At 38.6% G+C, this 16,123-nt stretch carries 9 protein-coding genes and 3 pseudogenes; 7 read left to right on the forward strand and 5 right to left on the reverse strand.

Annotation, left to right across the window (positions count from 1 at the left end; genetic code table 11):
- Positions 1–797 precede the first annotated feature (797 nt).
- From DC53_RS02315 to DC53_RS22630, 3 genes and pseudogenes are all read left to right on the forward strand, one after another.
- Positions 798–1,178, forward strand: a complete 381-nt coding sequence (locus DC53_RS02315; protein WP_033031774.1) for a hypothetical protein — start codon at positions 798–800, stop codon at positions 1,176–1,178.
- Between the two features lie 110 nt (positions 1,179–1,288).
- The gene (hxpB, locus tag DC53_RS02310) at positions 1,289–1,966 is read left to right on the forward strand and encodes a hexitol phosphatase HxpB (protein ID WP_033031776.1); all 678 of its coding nucleotides are present in this window, start codon (positions 1,289–1,291) and stop codon (positions 1,964–1,966) included.
- A 90-nt stretch (positions 1,967–2,056) separates the two neighbouring features.
- Positions 2,057–2,419 (forward strand): annotated as a pseudogene (locus DC53_RS22630) (IS110 family transposase); the annotation flags it as partial.
- Between the two features lie 102 nt (positions 2,420–2,521).
- Here DC53_RS22630 and DC53_RS22985 read toward each other — a convergent pair.
- Positions 2,522–3,486, reverse strand: a pseudogene (locus DC53_RS22985) (IS30 family transposase).
- A gap of 113 nt (positions 3,487–3,599) precedes the next feature.
- Between DC53_RS22985 and DC53_RS02305 the strand changes: the two are divergent.
- A pseudogene (locus DC53_RS02305) lies at positions 3,600–4,334 on the forward strand (transposase); the annotation flags it as partial.
- A gap of 260 nt (positions 4,335–4,594) precedes the next feature.
- On the opposite strand, the gene DC53_RS02300 reads toward DC53_RS02305, so the two are convergent.
- From DC53_RS02300 to DC53_RS02290, 3 genes are all read right to left on the reverse strand, one after another.
- Positions 4,595–5,755, reverse strand: coding sequence for a tryptophan 7-halogenase (locus tag DC53_RS02300; RefSeq protein ID WP_033031778.1), 1,161 nt, complete (start codon positions 5,753–5,755; stop codon positions 4,595–4,597).
- Between the two features lie 7 nt (positions 5,756–5,762).
- On the reverse strand, positions 5,763–8,765 hold the full coding sequence (locus tag DC53_RS02295) for a LodA/GoxA family CTQ-dependent oxidase (protein WP_033031780.1): 3,003 nt from the start codon (positions 8,763–8,765) through the stop codon (positions 5,763–5,765).
- 570 nt (positions 8,766–9,335) lie between these two features.
- Positions 9,336–11,378 (reverse strand): glycoside hydrolase family 97 protein, encoded by a 2,043-nt coding sequence (locus DC53_RS02290; RefSeq protein WP_033031782.1) that lies wholly within the window; start codon positions 11,376–11,378, stop codon positions 9,336–9,338.
- A gap of 161 nt (positions 11,379–11,539) precedes the next feature.
- Between DC53_RS02290 and DC53_RS02285 the strand changes: the two genes are divergently transcribed.
- The 3 genes from DC53_RS02285 to DC53_RS02275 all read left to right on the forward strand — a co-directional run bounded on the left by DC53_RS02285 (position 11,540) and on the right by DC53_RS02275 (position 15,051).
- Complete coding sequence (locus DC53_RS02285) at positions 11,540–12,166, forward strand: methylamine utilization protein (protein WP_033031784.1); 627 nt, start codon at positions 11,540–11,542, stop codon at positions 12,164–12,166.
- A complete protein-coding gene (locus DC53_RS02280; RefSeq protein ID WP_033031791.1) occupies positions 12,156–13,388 on the forward strand; it encodes a hypothetical protein in 1,233 nt (410 codons plus the stop codon). Before DC53_RS02285 ends, DC53_RS02280 begins: the two co-directional genes overlap by 11 nt.
- 64 nt (positions 13,389–13,452) lie before the next feature.
- Positions 13,453–15,051 carry a methyl-accepting chemotaxis protein gene (locus DC53_RS02275; protein WP_033031793.1) on the forward strand — a complete coding sequence of 533 codons (1,599 nt, stop codon included), beginning with the start codon at positions 13,453–13,455 and terminating at the stop codon, positions 15,049–15,051.
- Positions 15,052–15,125: 74 nt separating this feature from the next.
- Here DC53_RS02275 and speE read toward each other — a convergent pair whose 3' ends face one another.
- Positions 15,126–15,989: a polyamine aminopropyltransferase gene (gene speE / locus DC53_RS02270; protein ID WP_008138747.1), complete on the reverse strand. Its 864-nt coding sequence runs from the start codon at positions 15,987–15,989 to the stop codon at positions 15,126–15,128.
- Between the last annotated feature and the right edge of the window lie 134 nt (positions 15,990–16,123).

Below are 16,123 nucleotides of genomic sequence, written 5' to 3' on the forward strand. Positions count from 1 at the left end.
CAAGTAACCGAGCAGTGAAAGATAAATTTTTAACAAAAAAATCAAATTTAATAGCAACGTTTTGTTTGTTCAATTGAAGTGGCTGTCTAGTTTAGTTTGTTGTGGCTGTCTAGTTTAGTTTTTGTTATGTCGTTTAGTTTTTGTTATGTCGTTTAGTTTTTGTTATGTCGTTTAGTTATGTCGTTTAGTTATGAAGTGGCTGTCTAGTTTAGTTTTTCAAAATACATGTGCTATGTACGGTCAGGCATTAATCGTTTTTATTGGGGTATTGTATTCAGCTTTTTAGCTGTTACATCATTAATACATTAATACCAATTCGTAATAATATTTGAGCAATTTGAGAGCTTAAACCTGACGCTAACTGTGTTAAATATTTCTTATATAGAACAACTAAATAACGAATTTTTGCCTTATTATCGACACTGTTTTCTTACCTCAAAATAGCTTACTTAATTAAGCAGATTGGTATTACGAAGATTAAATAGTGACCTTACTTTTTATAGCTACTTGATTTGTAATTATTCGAGTAGTTAGAAAAATATCCTTGCTTAACGGTTAAGCATTCGGTTTAATGAATAGATAATAAACGCTGAGCAATGCAGGGAAAGCTTAAATTATAATAGGTAAGCTTATTAAATTAGCTGATTTAGCTAGAGCCTCTAAAAAGCAAATTCCCATAGCATAAACAACACCAACTCTGACACACCGAGCAGGTAGCGCCTCAGTCCAACAAGCGATTATGCAACACAAACTGCGTGTCGCATAAGTACTAAAGTGTTAGGCATTCAGGGGTAAGCATGATTAAATTTAAAATAGTAAGCATAATTACAGCCGTTATCGCACTTACTTTGTGTGTGATTTTTATACTTATTCCCGAAGTATTATTTATGTTGTTTAATATTGATGAAAATAGTTCCGCTTTCTTCATTGGTAGAAGGGCTGCAATGTTATTTCTCGGAATATCGGTATTTAGCTGGTTCGGCCGAAATGCTGAGCATTCAGAGTCTAGGCAGGCTATATGTTTAAGTCTTTCAGTTTCTATGTTTGCATTGGCTTTTCTTGGTAGTGCAGAATACCTACGTGGTTTTGCTGGTATAGGTATTTCACTGGCTGTTATTACGGAAGCTACTCTTGCTTTGCTATATTTTAAAATATGGTTCAACTACAAAAATGCCTAACAAGAGCCTAAAATCCGACAGCTTTTACTGTCGCATTTTTTGCAATAAACAAAAGGCGCAAAATTTGCACCAGCAATCTGCTGTTTAGGCTGGCGTTAAATGGAATCTGTATGATACAAGCTGCAATTTTTGATATGGATGGAACGTTAATCGATTCGGAGCCGATGTGGAAAAAAGCGGAAAAGGAAATTTTTTCATCTTTAGGCGTAAAAGTAACTAATGAACTTTCATCTCAAACTGTTTGGATGACTACTCGTGAAGTAACGGAGTTTTGGTATAAGCATTTTCCTTGGTTAGGTAAAAGCTTAGATGAAGTCGAAAATGAAGTTATTGATCGTGTAGCAGAATTAATTATTGATGAGGGTGTTGCTTTGGAAGGAGTACATAAAGTTTTAGACTTTTTTCAAGAAAAGAATTTTAAAATCGGTTTATCAACTAATGCTCCTTCAAAACTAATTCCTATTGTTTTAAAAAAACTTAATATTTCTCATTACTTTCATGCTACTTCTTCTTCGGAACATGAAATAAAAGGAAAACCTGATCCAGCCGTATATTTATCTACGGCTAAAAAATTGAATGTTGAACCCTCAAAATGCATTGCATTTGAAGATAGTGTTTCGGGCATCCTTTCTGCGAATCAAGCAAAGATGAAAACTGTTGTAGTTCCACCTGAACTTGAGTTTACAGATGAAAAATATGAATTATCTTATATTAAGCTTAAGTGCTTATCTGACTTTTCCAACACACATTTAGAAAAAATAATTAATCATATGGAGTTAGGTGTCTAAAAAATTCCATTTAACAAGATAATTGGACTCCCCATACTACTCAGCTAAGCTGACAATGGCATGTCTTTAAACTTTAGGGAGTCTTGTAATATGAAGAGTATTATTGGTGTTGATTTAGCAGTAAAAGTTATTCAAGTTTGTGTTTATACAAACAACAAGGTGCAATCTAATACAGAAATGACACCGGAACAATTTAGTGCTTATCTATCAACATCAATCCCTTCAAAAGTAGTGTTTGAGTCATGTGCTGGGGCTAATTATTGGTCTTAATTAGCAAGTTCTTATGGTCATAATGCACGCTTAATCTCACCTAGATTAGTTAAAGTCGTTAGACAAAATCAAAAAACAGATAAAAATGATGCCTTAGCCATCGTTCAGGCTTCTTTATTACCTGATATTAACTTCGTTGCTCCTAAAACTAGCCAACAGCAACAAGTACAATCAATGCTGAAGTAACATAAATTGTGGACACCCATCTATTGAATTAATTTAACAAACGCTCAAAAATAAACCAAAACCCGAATTCAGGTTCCAAGTGCACCAAACCTTAAATCACTAATTAATAAAGACTTCTTCAGCTGTCTGATAATTTAGTATTTTCCTTGGGCGAGTATTAATTTTCATTACAACCTCTTGGAGTTGTTCATTAGTTATAGTTGAAAAATCAGTTTTCTTTGGGAAATAACGCCTGATCAGACCGTTTGTATGTTCATTTGTTCCTCGTTGCCACGAACAATAAGGATCAGCAAAGTAAATAATAAAATCTAGTTCTTCTTCCAAAGCTTTAAATTTCGAAAATTCTTTTCCATTATCCAAGGTCAGAGTTAACTGTTTATGCTCTGGAATCTCTTTAAACATTTCTACTGTAGCCGTATTGAATGACTCAGCTTGCTTAGTCTCTATTTTTTGCGCGATTAAATATCGAGAGCTACGGTCAACATGGGTTACAAAAAAACCAGAGCCCTTTTTGCCTTCAATTAAATCACCTTCCCAGTCACCTATTCGGCTTCTGTCTTCGACTATTTTTGGTCGTTCGCTAATACTTACTCTATTCTTAATTTGCCCACGTAAATCGCCATATTTACGTTGTTTACGTCTTTTTTATGCCTCTTAGCTAAGTCTTTGTATAGCTCTCCACCTGCTTTAAAATCCTTAATCACCCATTGATAGATTGTTTCATGGCTGACATGCATTAATTCATCTGACGGGTTATCCTTCTTAAGCCGACCTGCTATAGCATCTGGAGACCATCCCATTGCTATCTTACTCAGCACAAGCTCGTACAGTGCCTTATTGTTTCTTTTTCTTGCATGCCTGGAGACCTTCCTTCTTTCCATCGCTTTTTCGTGCGCTGCCTCATCGAAATAATCATAGTAGGGTGGCTTATTTCGCTTAACTTCACGCATGATAGTTGTATGGTGTCGATTTAATAGTTTACCAATGGATCGGCAGCTTTCGCCACTGTTGAATCGATAGTAGATAGCTTTTCGTTCGAAACTGTTAAGATGTTCATAAGACATTCTGAATTCCCTCGATAATGAGTTTGGTCGCACTTACTACATTAGCAAATACTTCAGAATGTCATATTTATTGGTGGGTTATGGTCAGTGGTGCACTTGCATAATGAATTCGGGAAAAAGCGAATAGGTTAAATGATAAAGCGATTATTATTCGCTGGCATAAACTCTGTAAAGGCACATTGCTAACGCAAAAATATGTACAAGGTGAAAAGCTAAGTAAAGTTGAACTCATCTTTTTCAATCAAACGGTTAAACAATACCGAGAGCGCTTATCAAGTATCAGTTGGTTTATGCGGTTATTAAATGAAGACATTGCGCGCAGAGCAAATAAAGAAGATAACTGCACAGGCCGCTTTTGGGAGGGGCGCTTTACGTCTCAAGCATTATTAGATGAAGCAGCCCTTGCGGCCTGCATGGCCTATGTAGATTTAAACCCAATTAGAGCGAAAATGGCTAACACCCTAGAGGAATCAGACCATACCAGTGTCCAACAACGTCTAACATATGCAAAAGAAGGCAAACAACCAAAACAGCTCCTTCGCTTTGCAGGCATGCCACGTCAAACAATGCCAAAAGGGCTCCCGTTTGAGCTTAAATCGTACCTAGAACTTGTTGAGCTAACAGGGCGAATAATGCGAGAAGACAAACGCGGGCATATTGATAATATGAACCTTCCCTTGCTCGAAAGAGTGAATATATCCCCCGAAAACTGGTTAAAACTCACCACGCAATTTACGCGCGTATTTCGTGGTGCAGTAGGCAGGCCAAGTTCACAAGCAAATTACTGTAAAAACTTAAACAGAAAGCGGCGGGCGAATATCAGTAATTGCGAAAAGTTACTGGCATAAAACGTAAGCTACTCAGTAAAACTGTTCAGTAATAAATCACAACTGCACCATGCAGCTATTTTCATGCGACGAATTTAATTTTAAGCGTTCTAATTTGTTTTTTACGGATGAAATGCAAGTAACCGAGCAGTGAAAGATAAATTTTTAACAAAAAAATCAAATTTAATTACGGTAGTCGAGGCCATCTTAGGATAATCACCCCTAGCTAAAGTAGCTTTAGTCATGAAAGATCAACACTCTAGCGTAAAAAATAATCATGGTTATGCTTTATATTGATGTCTGCGTTGCCAAAAAGGCATTTTAGACCAGCGCTGTTCTTGGTTATAAAAGAAATGTTGATGGTGTAAATAATGACGCCATATTTGCTCTATTTGCTGTTGGTAAGTTTTATTAAAGTGCTGTTGTATATCATTGTCGATAATGTTTAGTATATTTGATTTTTTAAGCAGTAATGCGAGTTGCATCGCATTTGCCATTGCGTTAAAAATTCCTTGTGATGACAAGGGATCAAAGCTTATAGCTGCATCACCTAATGCGGCCCATTGTTGACCTGAAAAGTTGTTCAAACGTGTTGAGTTAGCACTTACAATGCCCTGTAAATTTAGCGTTTTTTGATTGTCGTTTAGTAATTTTGCGAGTGATGAGTGTTGTTGAGCATACTTAATAAAGTATGCTGGATCGCGATGCAGCCCCTTAGGCATTAGGTCTGAATCAGTTTGGAAGGCTAAAACACGCCGCTGGTTTGGAAGTGGAGCACTGTACCACCAACCATTATTAGTTGAGTGAATATTGCCCAGTTTATTTTCGCTATTGTCATCTAAAGTTGCCCAACATGATATGAGGCGATCACTTTGCTGGCGATCGGTATACTTTTTGGCAAAATGTGCTTGGCGACCAGTTGCATCAATAACGAATGGACATACTATGGTTACTTCCTGATCTTCATTTAAGTCTGAATTTATAAGTGTAATATGCCAAGAGTTTTCTTTGTATTGACTGTTAATTAATTTAGCGGGCCAAATGCATTCTACGCCTCGCTGTTGGGCTTTTTCACGTAAAAACAACTCAAACCTTTTTCGGTCTAGTCGCCAGCCGAAACCATCAGGGTTATTGAGGTTATCTGCAATGTGCAGGGCTTCTTGACCCCAACTTATTTGCATTCCGGCATTAGGCAAATGATGAGGAAGTGCAATATCCGTTTCTAATCGGCTTTCAAATTCAGTTAGTAAGTTGAGTTGTTTTAAAATTCGTCTTGCTGCGGGTGCTAAGCACTCTCCAATACGTTCTTCAGGAGATGCTGATTTATCGATAAGCGTCACCTTATAAGAATCGCACAAAGCAAGCGCGGCAATACATCCAGCCACGCCAGCACCAATGATCACAACACTGTTTTTTGCGTCCTCATTTTTAATCATTGGCATAGCGATTTCAACGTCCTTTGATGCGATGAAAACGGTTGGCTTTTTCGGTCACGCCTAAATCTACTTTGCTTCGATTATGAGTCAAATCTACAGAGAGAGTAACGTTACTATGTTGTATTGCTTTACTGGCTAAGTTAACTAAACCTTCGCCTGCTTTATTATGAGGTAGCATGCCTACCTGCATAGTGTTGGGGAATTGTTCGTCGTTAATAGCACCAGTATGTGTTTGTACAATAGCAAGTTCTGCAAAGTGCTCAACCATACTATTTATTTGGTTGGTATAGGTTGCAGGGTTACCATGTAGGGGCAAGTCATCAAGCCAATCTGTTCTATATGCAAACGCTTGCTGGCGGGTACTATCAGATAATGATGTATCAAGAACCTGTTGATAGCGTCGTTGATTCATTATTTGATTGGGAACACGAGCTGGCCAAAATGTGGGTAAAAATGGGTCATACTCAGAGCTATAACCATCGCGACAACTGGCCGTGTCAGTTTGCCATGGAATAGCCATCCAACGTGTGATCCCTCCTGCTACTTGGCCACCAAACAAAGGGCCTTTTGCTAAAGTATAAATATCATGATTCATAATAGGCCCATAATAACAATGATCACTTTGTGTATCAGGTAATGCATGTTTTAGTCGAAATGGAGACATATACATTCCGGCCGTTCGCATTGGCCAAGTCATCTCACAGCCTGGATGAAATGCATCAGCAAGGCAAAACTCCATTGCACCACGCGTTAGCTGTTCAGGCTGTTCGGCAACAGGGTAGTCATCTATAGTTGGTGGCTGAGTTGGCACAGGGCAGCGTGATTGTGGTTTGTAATCATTAATGAAATCACCTTTTACCCACTGGTCTAAAAATGACAATTGTAAATTAGACAAAGTCGCATGCTGGCGTACTGAGCCTGTTGGAGGGATGCTAATAGCGTCACCATATAACCAAGGCCATAGTTGAGGTGCTTGTGCACCTGATACATCAGTTCGACGAAAGTTATTAGATAAAGTCCGGCGGAGCTCTTGATATGCAGGTGATGGGTCACTAAGTTTTGCCAACCATTCTGGGGTCGTATAATCAAATTGACCACCCCAGCCGAATGCACCAGCAAAGCCGCTATTAACCCACTGTAAATTGGTCATCCTAGAAAATATAGGTTGAATATCCTCTGTGAATGATGGGCGTTGTGGCCGTGCTAGCATGCTACTATTAACAGCAACATCGCGCATTAAATCCCACATAGTACGAACTGATTTTTGCATAGGCGCATAATCAGGCGGCGCACAAATGACCCAAGCTGGTTCAACTCTTAATGCAACACCATTATGAACAACCTCGGCAGTAATTGGGCCATCGGATATATCGTCATACCAACCTTCGTTGTTGGCGAAAGTTACCGCAATATCGCCTTTTAAATTACGGGCAACACCATGTCCTCCTAACATTATTAATCGACCGTGGTTATCGCTGCGCATCTCGCCTAAGTAGACATCTTCGTCCATAAACTTACCAATAAAGTTATGTTCGTTTTTGCTATTTACGTTTTTACCACTTAGCTTGCGCTGACCACCATTAATATGAAGTTTATCTCGGTCTGCTACATTATTATTACGCAGTAGCGAAGGTGGAGCGTCTGCGGCTTCAGGAATATCTAAAGCAATTTGAAACTCGTACCAAGATGATTTTTGATTGGCGAGTTGGGCGTGCCATGTGATATCTGCATTATCTAGTGTAAGCTCTTTTATAGCCTTACCTGCAGCGTTAAAACCATAAATTCTAAACTCTGCAGCTTGGCGTTTAAGTGCACCGCTTTTATCGCGATACGCATATTCGTCACTATTGGGAACTGGTTGAGGTTGCTGCGGACCAATAAAATAATCGTCCTTGCTGTTGCCAACGCGCATTACGCCAATAGGAGGGTAGATTCCGGCATAAACAATACATTCAGAATCCGCTTCTTGTGCTTGTTCTGGATTGAAGTTAGTTAATTTAGTTGGCTCTTGTAGCTGTTGTCCGTTAGCTGTGTGACGTGCTTTTGCACTGGCTGCATAGGCTGACTTTCGTGCAAGTGCGATACTGCCAAGTGGTTCATGGGCGGCTAAAGTACGCCAAATATTAAATGCTAAGTTACTACCAAGTTCGGCTTGGCCAATTGCTGTAATATTTTGTTGTGCTAGATGTAGACGAGCAATGCACACATAAGGACTTTGTTGAGTGCTCCATACTGCTTGAGCGTCATCGAGTGGCATTGTTTCTGGATTTGTACGTAGTTGTACCTCAAATCGGAATTTGGCACTTCCTTCTCGTAATCGTCGCTGTAAATCTAAAGCAAGGTAATTGTTATCAACGCATGGCGCGCCGACTTCACTCTCTTCGGGAACTAAGCGATATTTAACAATTTGTTGATCACCTAGCTTGAATGGCAAAATAGCCCAATATTTGGCACTTAAGCAGCTCGATTCAACTTTTTGCATGTCGTTTAGGATGTTAGCAACGTCACTATTTTTAGGGTCATTTAGGTAAGCATCATAATCTTTATCAATCACACCTGCTGTTGTAAATTGGCACATCTGTTGCGCATTTTTAGTGAAAAAACGATCCATATTTTGAAAAATAAAATCAGCGGTATTGCTTTCACCAATTAATTTATCTCCATTGACCGCAAACAACTTCATTGCTAAACCAAGTGTGCTGTGTAAATCGGGGGAGGAGGGAGTGGTATCACTCGAAAAACGTATGGCGCATTCATATTCACTTTTAGAAAAAATACCAATTTTGAATTGCGGGTCTATGTCTGGATTAATTTTAAACTTACCGTATGCGATGCCATGTTGCTTTCTAAAAACGGCACGTTGCGCAGGTTGTTGACCTTTATCAATACGTGGTACTTGGCCGAGGCCAACAAACATCTCAGTTAAGCGTCTACAGGCTTGTTCAACACTTTCATTATCTGACCAACAAGGTATGTTGTTAGCTGATGGTTTTGTTGGATTTTCTTTTTTAGCCATTGTAAGTATTCCTTTTAAGCTATTGAGATATAAATTGGTTTTGAGCAAATATTGTATTTTTATTAATTTCAGCTGCGTGATTTTTACGAAAAAAAGAATAAAACTACCGTTGTTATTTGTTTTCAATATTGCATTCGGAATGCTGTGAGATTGGCAATCGAGATTGCAAGAAATAGGTATTAAATGCCTAAGCTGTATGAGTAACCACTTTTTATGTTTTTATTCGTTTTAGGTACAACTTAGAATTATTGTTATTCACATACTAATTTTTTATGTGGAATTATTGATAAAGGTAGATGATGCAGCTAAAGAAATCTATTACAGAGTATTACAGCAAATAGCATATCTAAAAAAGAATAGGTGAGGCTGACAAAGGGTTATTTAAAAAGTGTGTGTTTGGTTTGTAGGCAAGGCTGCGCCTAATGTATATGGTTATCCCTCATAAATACCAAGTAAGTGCACGCTGCCATTTAAGTTACAAGTTTCGCACCGCGATTAAATAGCACCTGGGTTGAATTTCAATCTTGAAAAGCCAATAGCCCAGGTTACTTGGTATATTTTTTGTGTTATTTAAAGTGCTTTAAAGCGAATTGCTGTACCACCACTTGTTGCTAGTTTTAAAGTAAGCTTATCGTTTGCAGTTACAATATGTTTCTCGATAGTTAAATCGTATGGGTTATTTTTCCACTCGGCATTTTCACCGTCTTTATAAATTTGTGCTTCAAAATTTTTGCCTTGCTCTAAAAAATCGAGTTTTACTTTAATCGTACGGGCTTTTTCATCGGTAACGGCACCCAAGTACCAATCGTTTCCTGAGTATTTACCACTTTTACGCTCTTTGCGGGCAAATACAATAAAGTCGCCTACTTCGCCATCTAGGGCAATACTTTGCTGCCAATCGGTGGGAACATCTTGGATAAATTGAAATGCGTCGGGCTTCGCTAAGTAATTTTTAGGTAAGTCGGCCGCCATTTGAATTGGGCTATACAAAACAACATAAAGCGCCAGCTGTTTGGCAAGTGTAGTTTGTGGGCGATTTGTGTCATCACCTAAGCCATTAAAGCTCATATCAAAAATACCAGGTGTAAAGTCCATTGGGCCTGCAAGCATGCGGGTAAAGGCAAGCATTGGTATGTGTTCAGGTGGATTAGGCGGGGAGCCCCATGCGTTAAACTCTTGTCCACGTGCGCCTTCACGCGCAATCCAATTGGGGTAGGTACGGCGCAGACCCGTATCTTTAATCGGCTCGTGGGTATTTATACTAATTTTATGCTTTGCGGCAAGTTTTATGTTGTAAAGATACTCGTTAACCATAAACTGGCCGTCGTGCCATTCATGACGAGCTATGCCGTTTTCATCTATGCGTTTAATATTCCCGCCATCAGCTACGTAACCTGTTTTTACCTGGCTTACGTTTGATTTTTCGTAAAGAGCAAAGGCGTCTTCCATTTGATCACGATAGTTGCTCACATTACCTGACGTTTCGTGATGACCAATGAGCTGAACGCCTTTCTCTTTGCCATATTGTGCAAGTGTTGCAATATCAAAATCGTCATAAGGTTTTGTAAAATTAAATACATCGCCATTAAAATACCAATCACCATCCCAGCCAATATTCCAGCCTTCAACTAATACGCCATCAAAACCGTGTTGTGCTGCAAAATCCATATAGTATTTAGTTGTTTTTGTGGTTGCTCCATGTTTTTCGCCGCTCCCCCACGTTTGTGTTTCTATGTGCATTCCCCACCAAATACCGACGTATTTACCAGGTTTAATCCACGATACATCGTCGAGCTTATTTGGCTCGTTTAAATTTAAAATAATATCCGAATTAACTAAATCAACAGCATGTTCGCCCATTTGGATTGTACGCCACGGGGTATTGAATGCGCCTTGTTTTTTAACTGCAATACCGTCTGACCAAGGTGTTAAATCTGCCTGAAATGTACCAGAGCGACGCTGATTAAGCACCATGGCGGCGTAATCAACAAGTGCAGCTTCGTGAATACTTAAATGTATGCCATCTTTATTTTTAAAGGTAAATGGAGTGTGCACTAAAGCTGCGTCATTAAGCGGGGTGGTGTTATAAACATACTCATAACGGTTCCAACCACGAGCAGGGATCCACCATGCTGTTGCATTGCTACTGTCGGCTATTGCAAACTCGGTAAGCTCTTTGGTTATTTCTGTTTTTTCGAAACCTATTTGTTCAGGCACTTCGTACCTAAAGCCAATACCATTATTAAAGGCTCTAAATTTTACGGTGAAAGTACCACCTTGAGGCTGTGATTTATTAAATGTTACGGCAACTTCATTATGCTTATCAGTCACTGTTTGGCGCTCACCCCAAGGCAGCTGCCATTGAGTATTAACGGTTTGTTTTTGGGTTTTTGCTATTTTGAAGCCTTCGCTAAAAGGTGCTTGTTGTTTAAATTCAAACCCTAGAGCGGAGCTTGTTATTACTGGTCTGTTTTTAAAATCAATAGAATATGTTGGAGTATTTAGTTCGTCTGATATAGTTATTTTTATATTGCCATTAGGAGATTGCAACGTCGCTGTTTGAGCAAAACAACTGCTCGAAAAAGCTAAAAGTAAAAGTGTTGATGTTCTCATTATGAGATCCTTGGTATGCCAGTATGAATTAACCAGCATAAAGGCAGTTATTAAGGAATACGAACTTCTACATACGTATTCAATGTTATAAAAAATAGAAAGAAATAAGTAATCTAACCGGTCTATAATATAAATAAGTTGAAAATAAGAATGGTAAGCGAATGATTAAGTATTTAATTTTTATAATATCAATGGTTTTAAGTTGGCAAGCAGCGGCAATTCAAATAACAATTAAAAATACAAAAGATGAACCAATGGCGAATGCCGTCGTGTGGCTAACTGCAAAAAACACTTCAGAAGTAATCATTGCACCGGATGCGCCTTATGCAATGAGTCAAAAAAACAGAGAGTTTACACCACGCATTTTAGTTGTACCGCAAAACGCTAAAGTGGAGTTTCCAAATGCAGATTCTATTATGCATCATGTGTATTCGTTTTCTAAGGCTAAAACATTCGAATTAAAGCTATATAAAGAACAACCTAAAGCGCCCTTGGTGTTTGAGCAAACCGGTGTTGTAGAGCTTGGGTGTAATATTCATGATTGGATGTTGGGTTATATCGTTGTGGTTGATAGCACTATTTTTGCTATTACCGATATAACAGGAAAGGTTGATTTAGCAGCACCTTTAGGAGAATACACTCTCAATGTATGGCATTCAGGATTTGGTGATATTAGTAATGTTGAATCAGAGACGGTAATTGTAAATTCGGCTCCACTTACTTATAAAATAAAGCAAACTATAACCGAACAGATTGATTTTGCCACGGACGAATTCGATGATTACTAATAACTTACTAAAGCTGACACTGCTGTATTGTATTGTATTTTTTAGTGGTGCGCTAAGTGCACAGGTAAAAGGCTTAATACAAGTTAGAGCAGTGCAAGGTGATGATACGCTTAGTTTTCAAGAGGGCGGTATTGGATTGTATCGGCACGATGCTAAAAGCGATGAGCTTATTTTATCACAAGGTATTATAGATTTTAATGTTGATTTAGCATCTAGTTGGTCGGCTCATGGTGTACTTAATATCAATCAAGACCCTGATGTGGCTTTAGGTTTAACGCAAGCTTACATAAAGTACCAACCGTTATCTAACAGTAACTATAAATGGCATGTACGTGTAGGTGGCTTTTATCCATTAATGTCTTTAGAAAACCCAGATATTGGTTGGACGTCGCCATATAATTATACAAACTCAGCAATTAATAGTTGGATTGGTGAAGAGCTACGTACTGTCGGAGTTGAGGTTACTGTAAAACGACCTGCAAAGCGTTTTAATAGTGCACATGGCTTTAGTGTCATAGGAGCTACATTTAAAGGAAATGACCCTGCAGGTACATTGCTCGCATGGCGTGGTTTTGCATTACATGACAGGCAAACAACATTTAACGAAGGCGTCAGGTTTGCACCTATAGCAGCATTAAATGAATCCCAATTACGTTGGCAAGCTAACCAAGTATTACCGTTTGAAGAGGTGGATGGTCGCTTTGGTTATTATGTGGGTATGCACTGGGATTACTTAAAACAATCACAATTTCGAATTTATTATTATGATAACAATGGCGATCCGACCAAACTTAATATTAGCTCAGGACAATATGCGTGGGATACTCGGTTTACCAGCGCCGCATGGCTCTATAAGTTAAATAAAAAAACACGCCTCATTGCGCAAGTGTTAAGTGGTAAAACTGAAATGGGGTATAATGCGTTAATAGACAATACATACTATAGTCATTATTTAATGATGAGTCATAAAGAAGGTAAGCACAGAGTATCGTTGCGTTATGATTATTTTAAAGTTACGGATAACGATACCACTGTATTTGACCCTAATGGCAGCCATGGTGAAGGTCTAACAGCAACATGGCGTTATCAGTTGAGTGAAAAGTTACAAGTAGGTGTTGAAGGGGCTACTCTTAAAAGTGTAGTTGAAAATAGAGCTGAAATTGGCTTTAAACAGTCTATTTCACAACAGCAAGTGATGCTTAATATGCAATGGAAACTATAAATTTAATGCATGTGTTGCCTTTTTTAAACTTAGTTATAATGTGTAATCCCGTCAGGAGTGATAAATGAATTTACATAGTATTCGCGTTAAAGTTTCTTTTCCTATAGTGATCTTAGGAATTGCAGTATTGTCGTTAATTATTGGCTACACCCATTTAATTAATCTACAAAAAAATGCATTGGATGTGCAATCTGAAAAATTTATTAAGGCAACTTCACTCGCATTAAATGCGGATCGTGACTTATATCAAGCTAAGCTCGCAGAGCTAAATCTTGTTACGCATACTAATAATATTGAAAAATATAAGGCAGAACACAAAGAAAATGCAGCGCAAGTAATACAAAAATTAAAGCAGTATTTGGATCTTCTCACGGATTACCCCGAAATTAAAAATGAATTTAGAAGTTTTGATGCTACTTTTAATGCTTGGCATAATGCCTCGAACGCTCATATGGCTAATAAGAGTGAGGCAAAGCAGTTTGAATCGGAACAGACATTTGCTGATTTAAGAGTAAGGCTTGACCGCGCTGGAGAGTTAGCTGAAAAAACTTCCGAACAAGAAATTAATAAATTATCCGAAAAAATAGAGTCGACTAAGTTGATGATGTTAGTTTTCGTTATAATTATTTTATTAATAGCCGTTTGGTTTAGCTACATAATACCTAAACAGTTAACGCAACAAATTAATTATGTTACAGAACGTATTAATGATATTGCATCGGGGGATGGTGATTTAACGGGGCGTATACAAGTAACATCTCAAGATGAGTTTGCAGATCTTGCTACTAGTTTTAATGGCTTTTTAGATAATTTACAGCAGCTCATTCGCGATATTTTAGAGCAATCAAAAGAACTAAATACGCTAGGTGCAGAGCTAAGTAAGGTTGCGAATCAAAATAACAGTGTAAACCAAGCTTTAGGTCAGGCTTCTGAGTCTATAGTCAGTGCTGTACATGAAATGAGTGTAGCAAGTAGAGAAGTTGCAGGAGTTGCTCAACAATCTTCGAGTGAGGCTGATAACTCTTTAAATTTGGCGCAACAAGGTTTAACTGCCGTTGCTAATTCGAGCGCTCGTATTGTTTCTCTTTCACAAAATATGGATCAGGCGATGGCGCGCTCAACTGAACTACAACAAAGTTCAGATAACATAGCCAAAGTATTAGAGGTTATTCGTGCTATTGCGGAGCAAACCAATCTATTAGCATTAAACGCGGCAATTGAAGCAGCACGTGCTGGCGAATATGGCCGAGGGTTTGCTGTTGTTGCTGATGAAGTCAGAACGCTTGCAACACGTACACAGGTCAGCACTAACGACATCCAACAAATGATTGAGCACTTTGCGACAAGTGTTGAGCAATCTATAAAAGCAATTGATGAAGGAAAGCAGTTTGCTGATGATGCTGTGGGGTCATTTACTCAAACTAATGATGTACTTAATGCAATGCAAAGCTCGTCAACTAAAGTGAACGATATGGCAATGCAAACAGCGCAGGCTACAGAAGAGCAAACTACGGTCGCCGACGAAATAAGTCAAAATTTATCATCACTAAATGATCAAACTGTTGAAGGTGTTGCACTTGCACGAACAACTGAAGATGTATCTAAAAAAATGGAACAATTAACCGATGAGTTAAATCGTTTAGTGCATCGTTTTAAAGTTTAAACAGTGAGCTATTAAAACAATCAGGGGCCTATTAGGGCCCCTTTTTAATGCAATTTATATCTAAGTGAATGGGACTATTTTTTATCGAATGCGCGTTTCATGTAGTTAGGTGTAGCGAGTGCACCATGGTGAATACCGCTGTTGTAGTATTCACTTTGCTCAGCTATTTGTGCTGCGCCGTCTTCTCTGAAACCGTCAAATGCTTGTGATTTACGTGCAAGTGTTACCGACCATAAACCACTTGGGTAAATTGGTTGTGGGAATGGCAGTGTTTGTAAATCGTTAAAGCCTACGCTTAGCATTGCTTCGCGCATTTCAACTAACAATGGCATATGCATAAGTGGCGATTCACTTTGTTGTACTAAAATACCACCTGGGCGCAGTGCATCTAAACAGCTTGTGTAAAACGCATGGTTAAATAAACCTTCACCTGGACCCACCGGATCGGTGCCATCAACAATAACCACGTCGATAGATTCGCCAGCGGCTTCGCGCATGTATTTAATACCGTCGTCAAACATAACCGTTGCACGGGCGTCGTTGTTAGATTCACAAAGCTCTGGGAAGTATTTTAACGACATTTGCGTTACTACTTCGTCTATATCTATTTGCGTTACAGTTTCTACGCCTGGGTGTTTTAATACTTCGCGTAAAGTACCGCAGTCGCCGCCGCCAATAATAACGACGTTTTTAGGGTTTGGGTGCGCTAAAAGTGCAGGGTGGCTGATCATCTCATGGTAAAAGAAGTTTTCGCGGGTTGTTACCATAGTACACCCGTCGATGATCATTAAATTACCAAAGTCTGTGGTTTCAAACATTTCTACCTTTTGAAAAGGAGACTGTTTTTCATCTAACTTTTTATTAATACGTAATGAAAATGCGCTGCCATCGCGGTCGCTAATTTCAGTAAACCACTTACTTTGATCTAAATTTGCCATAGTTACTATTACACTTTTTAGGTTGAGTATGAAAAAGGGGCAATTCTGCCAGTGCTTGGCGTTTTGCTCAATGATATTTTAACTGATTTGACGAATAAAGTTAGTTAGGAGTGAGTGAAAGTTCAATTTTTGTT

The sequence above is a fragment of the Pseudoalteromonas fuliginea genome, from assembly GCF_000690055.1.
GTDB classification, from domain to species: domain Bacteria; phylum Pseudomonadota; class Gammaproteobacteria; order Enterobacterales; family Alteromonadaceae; genus Pseudoalteromonas; species Pseudoalteromonas fuliginea.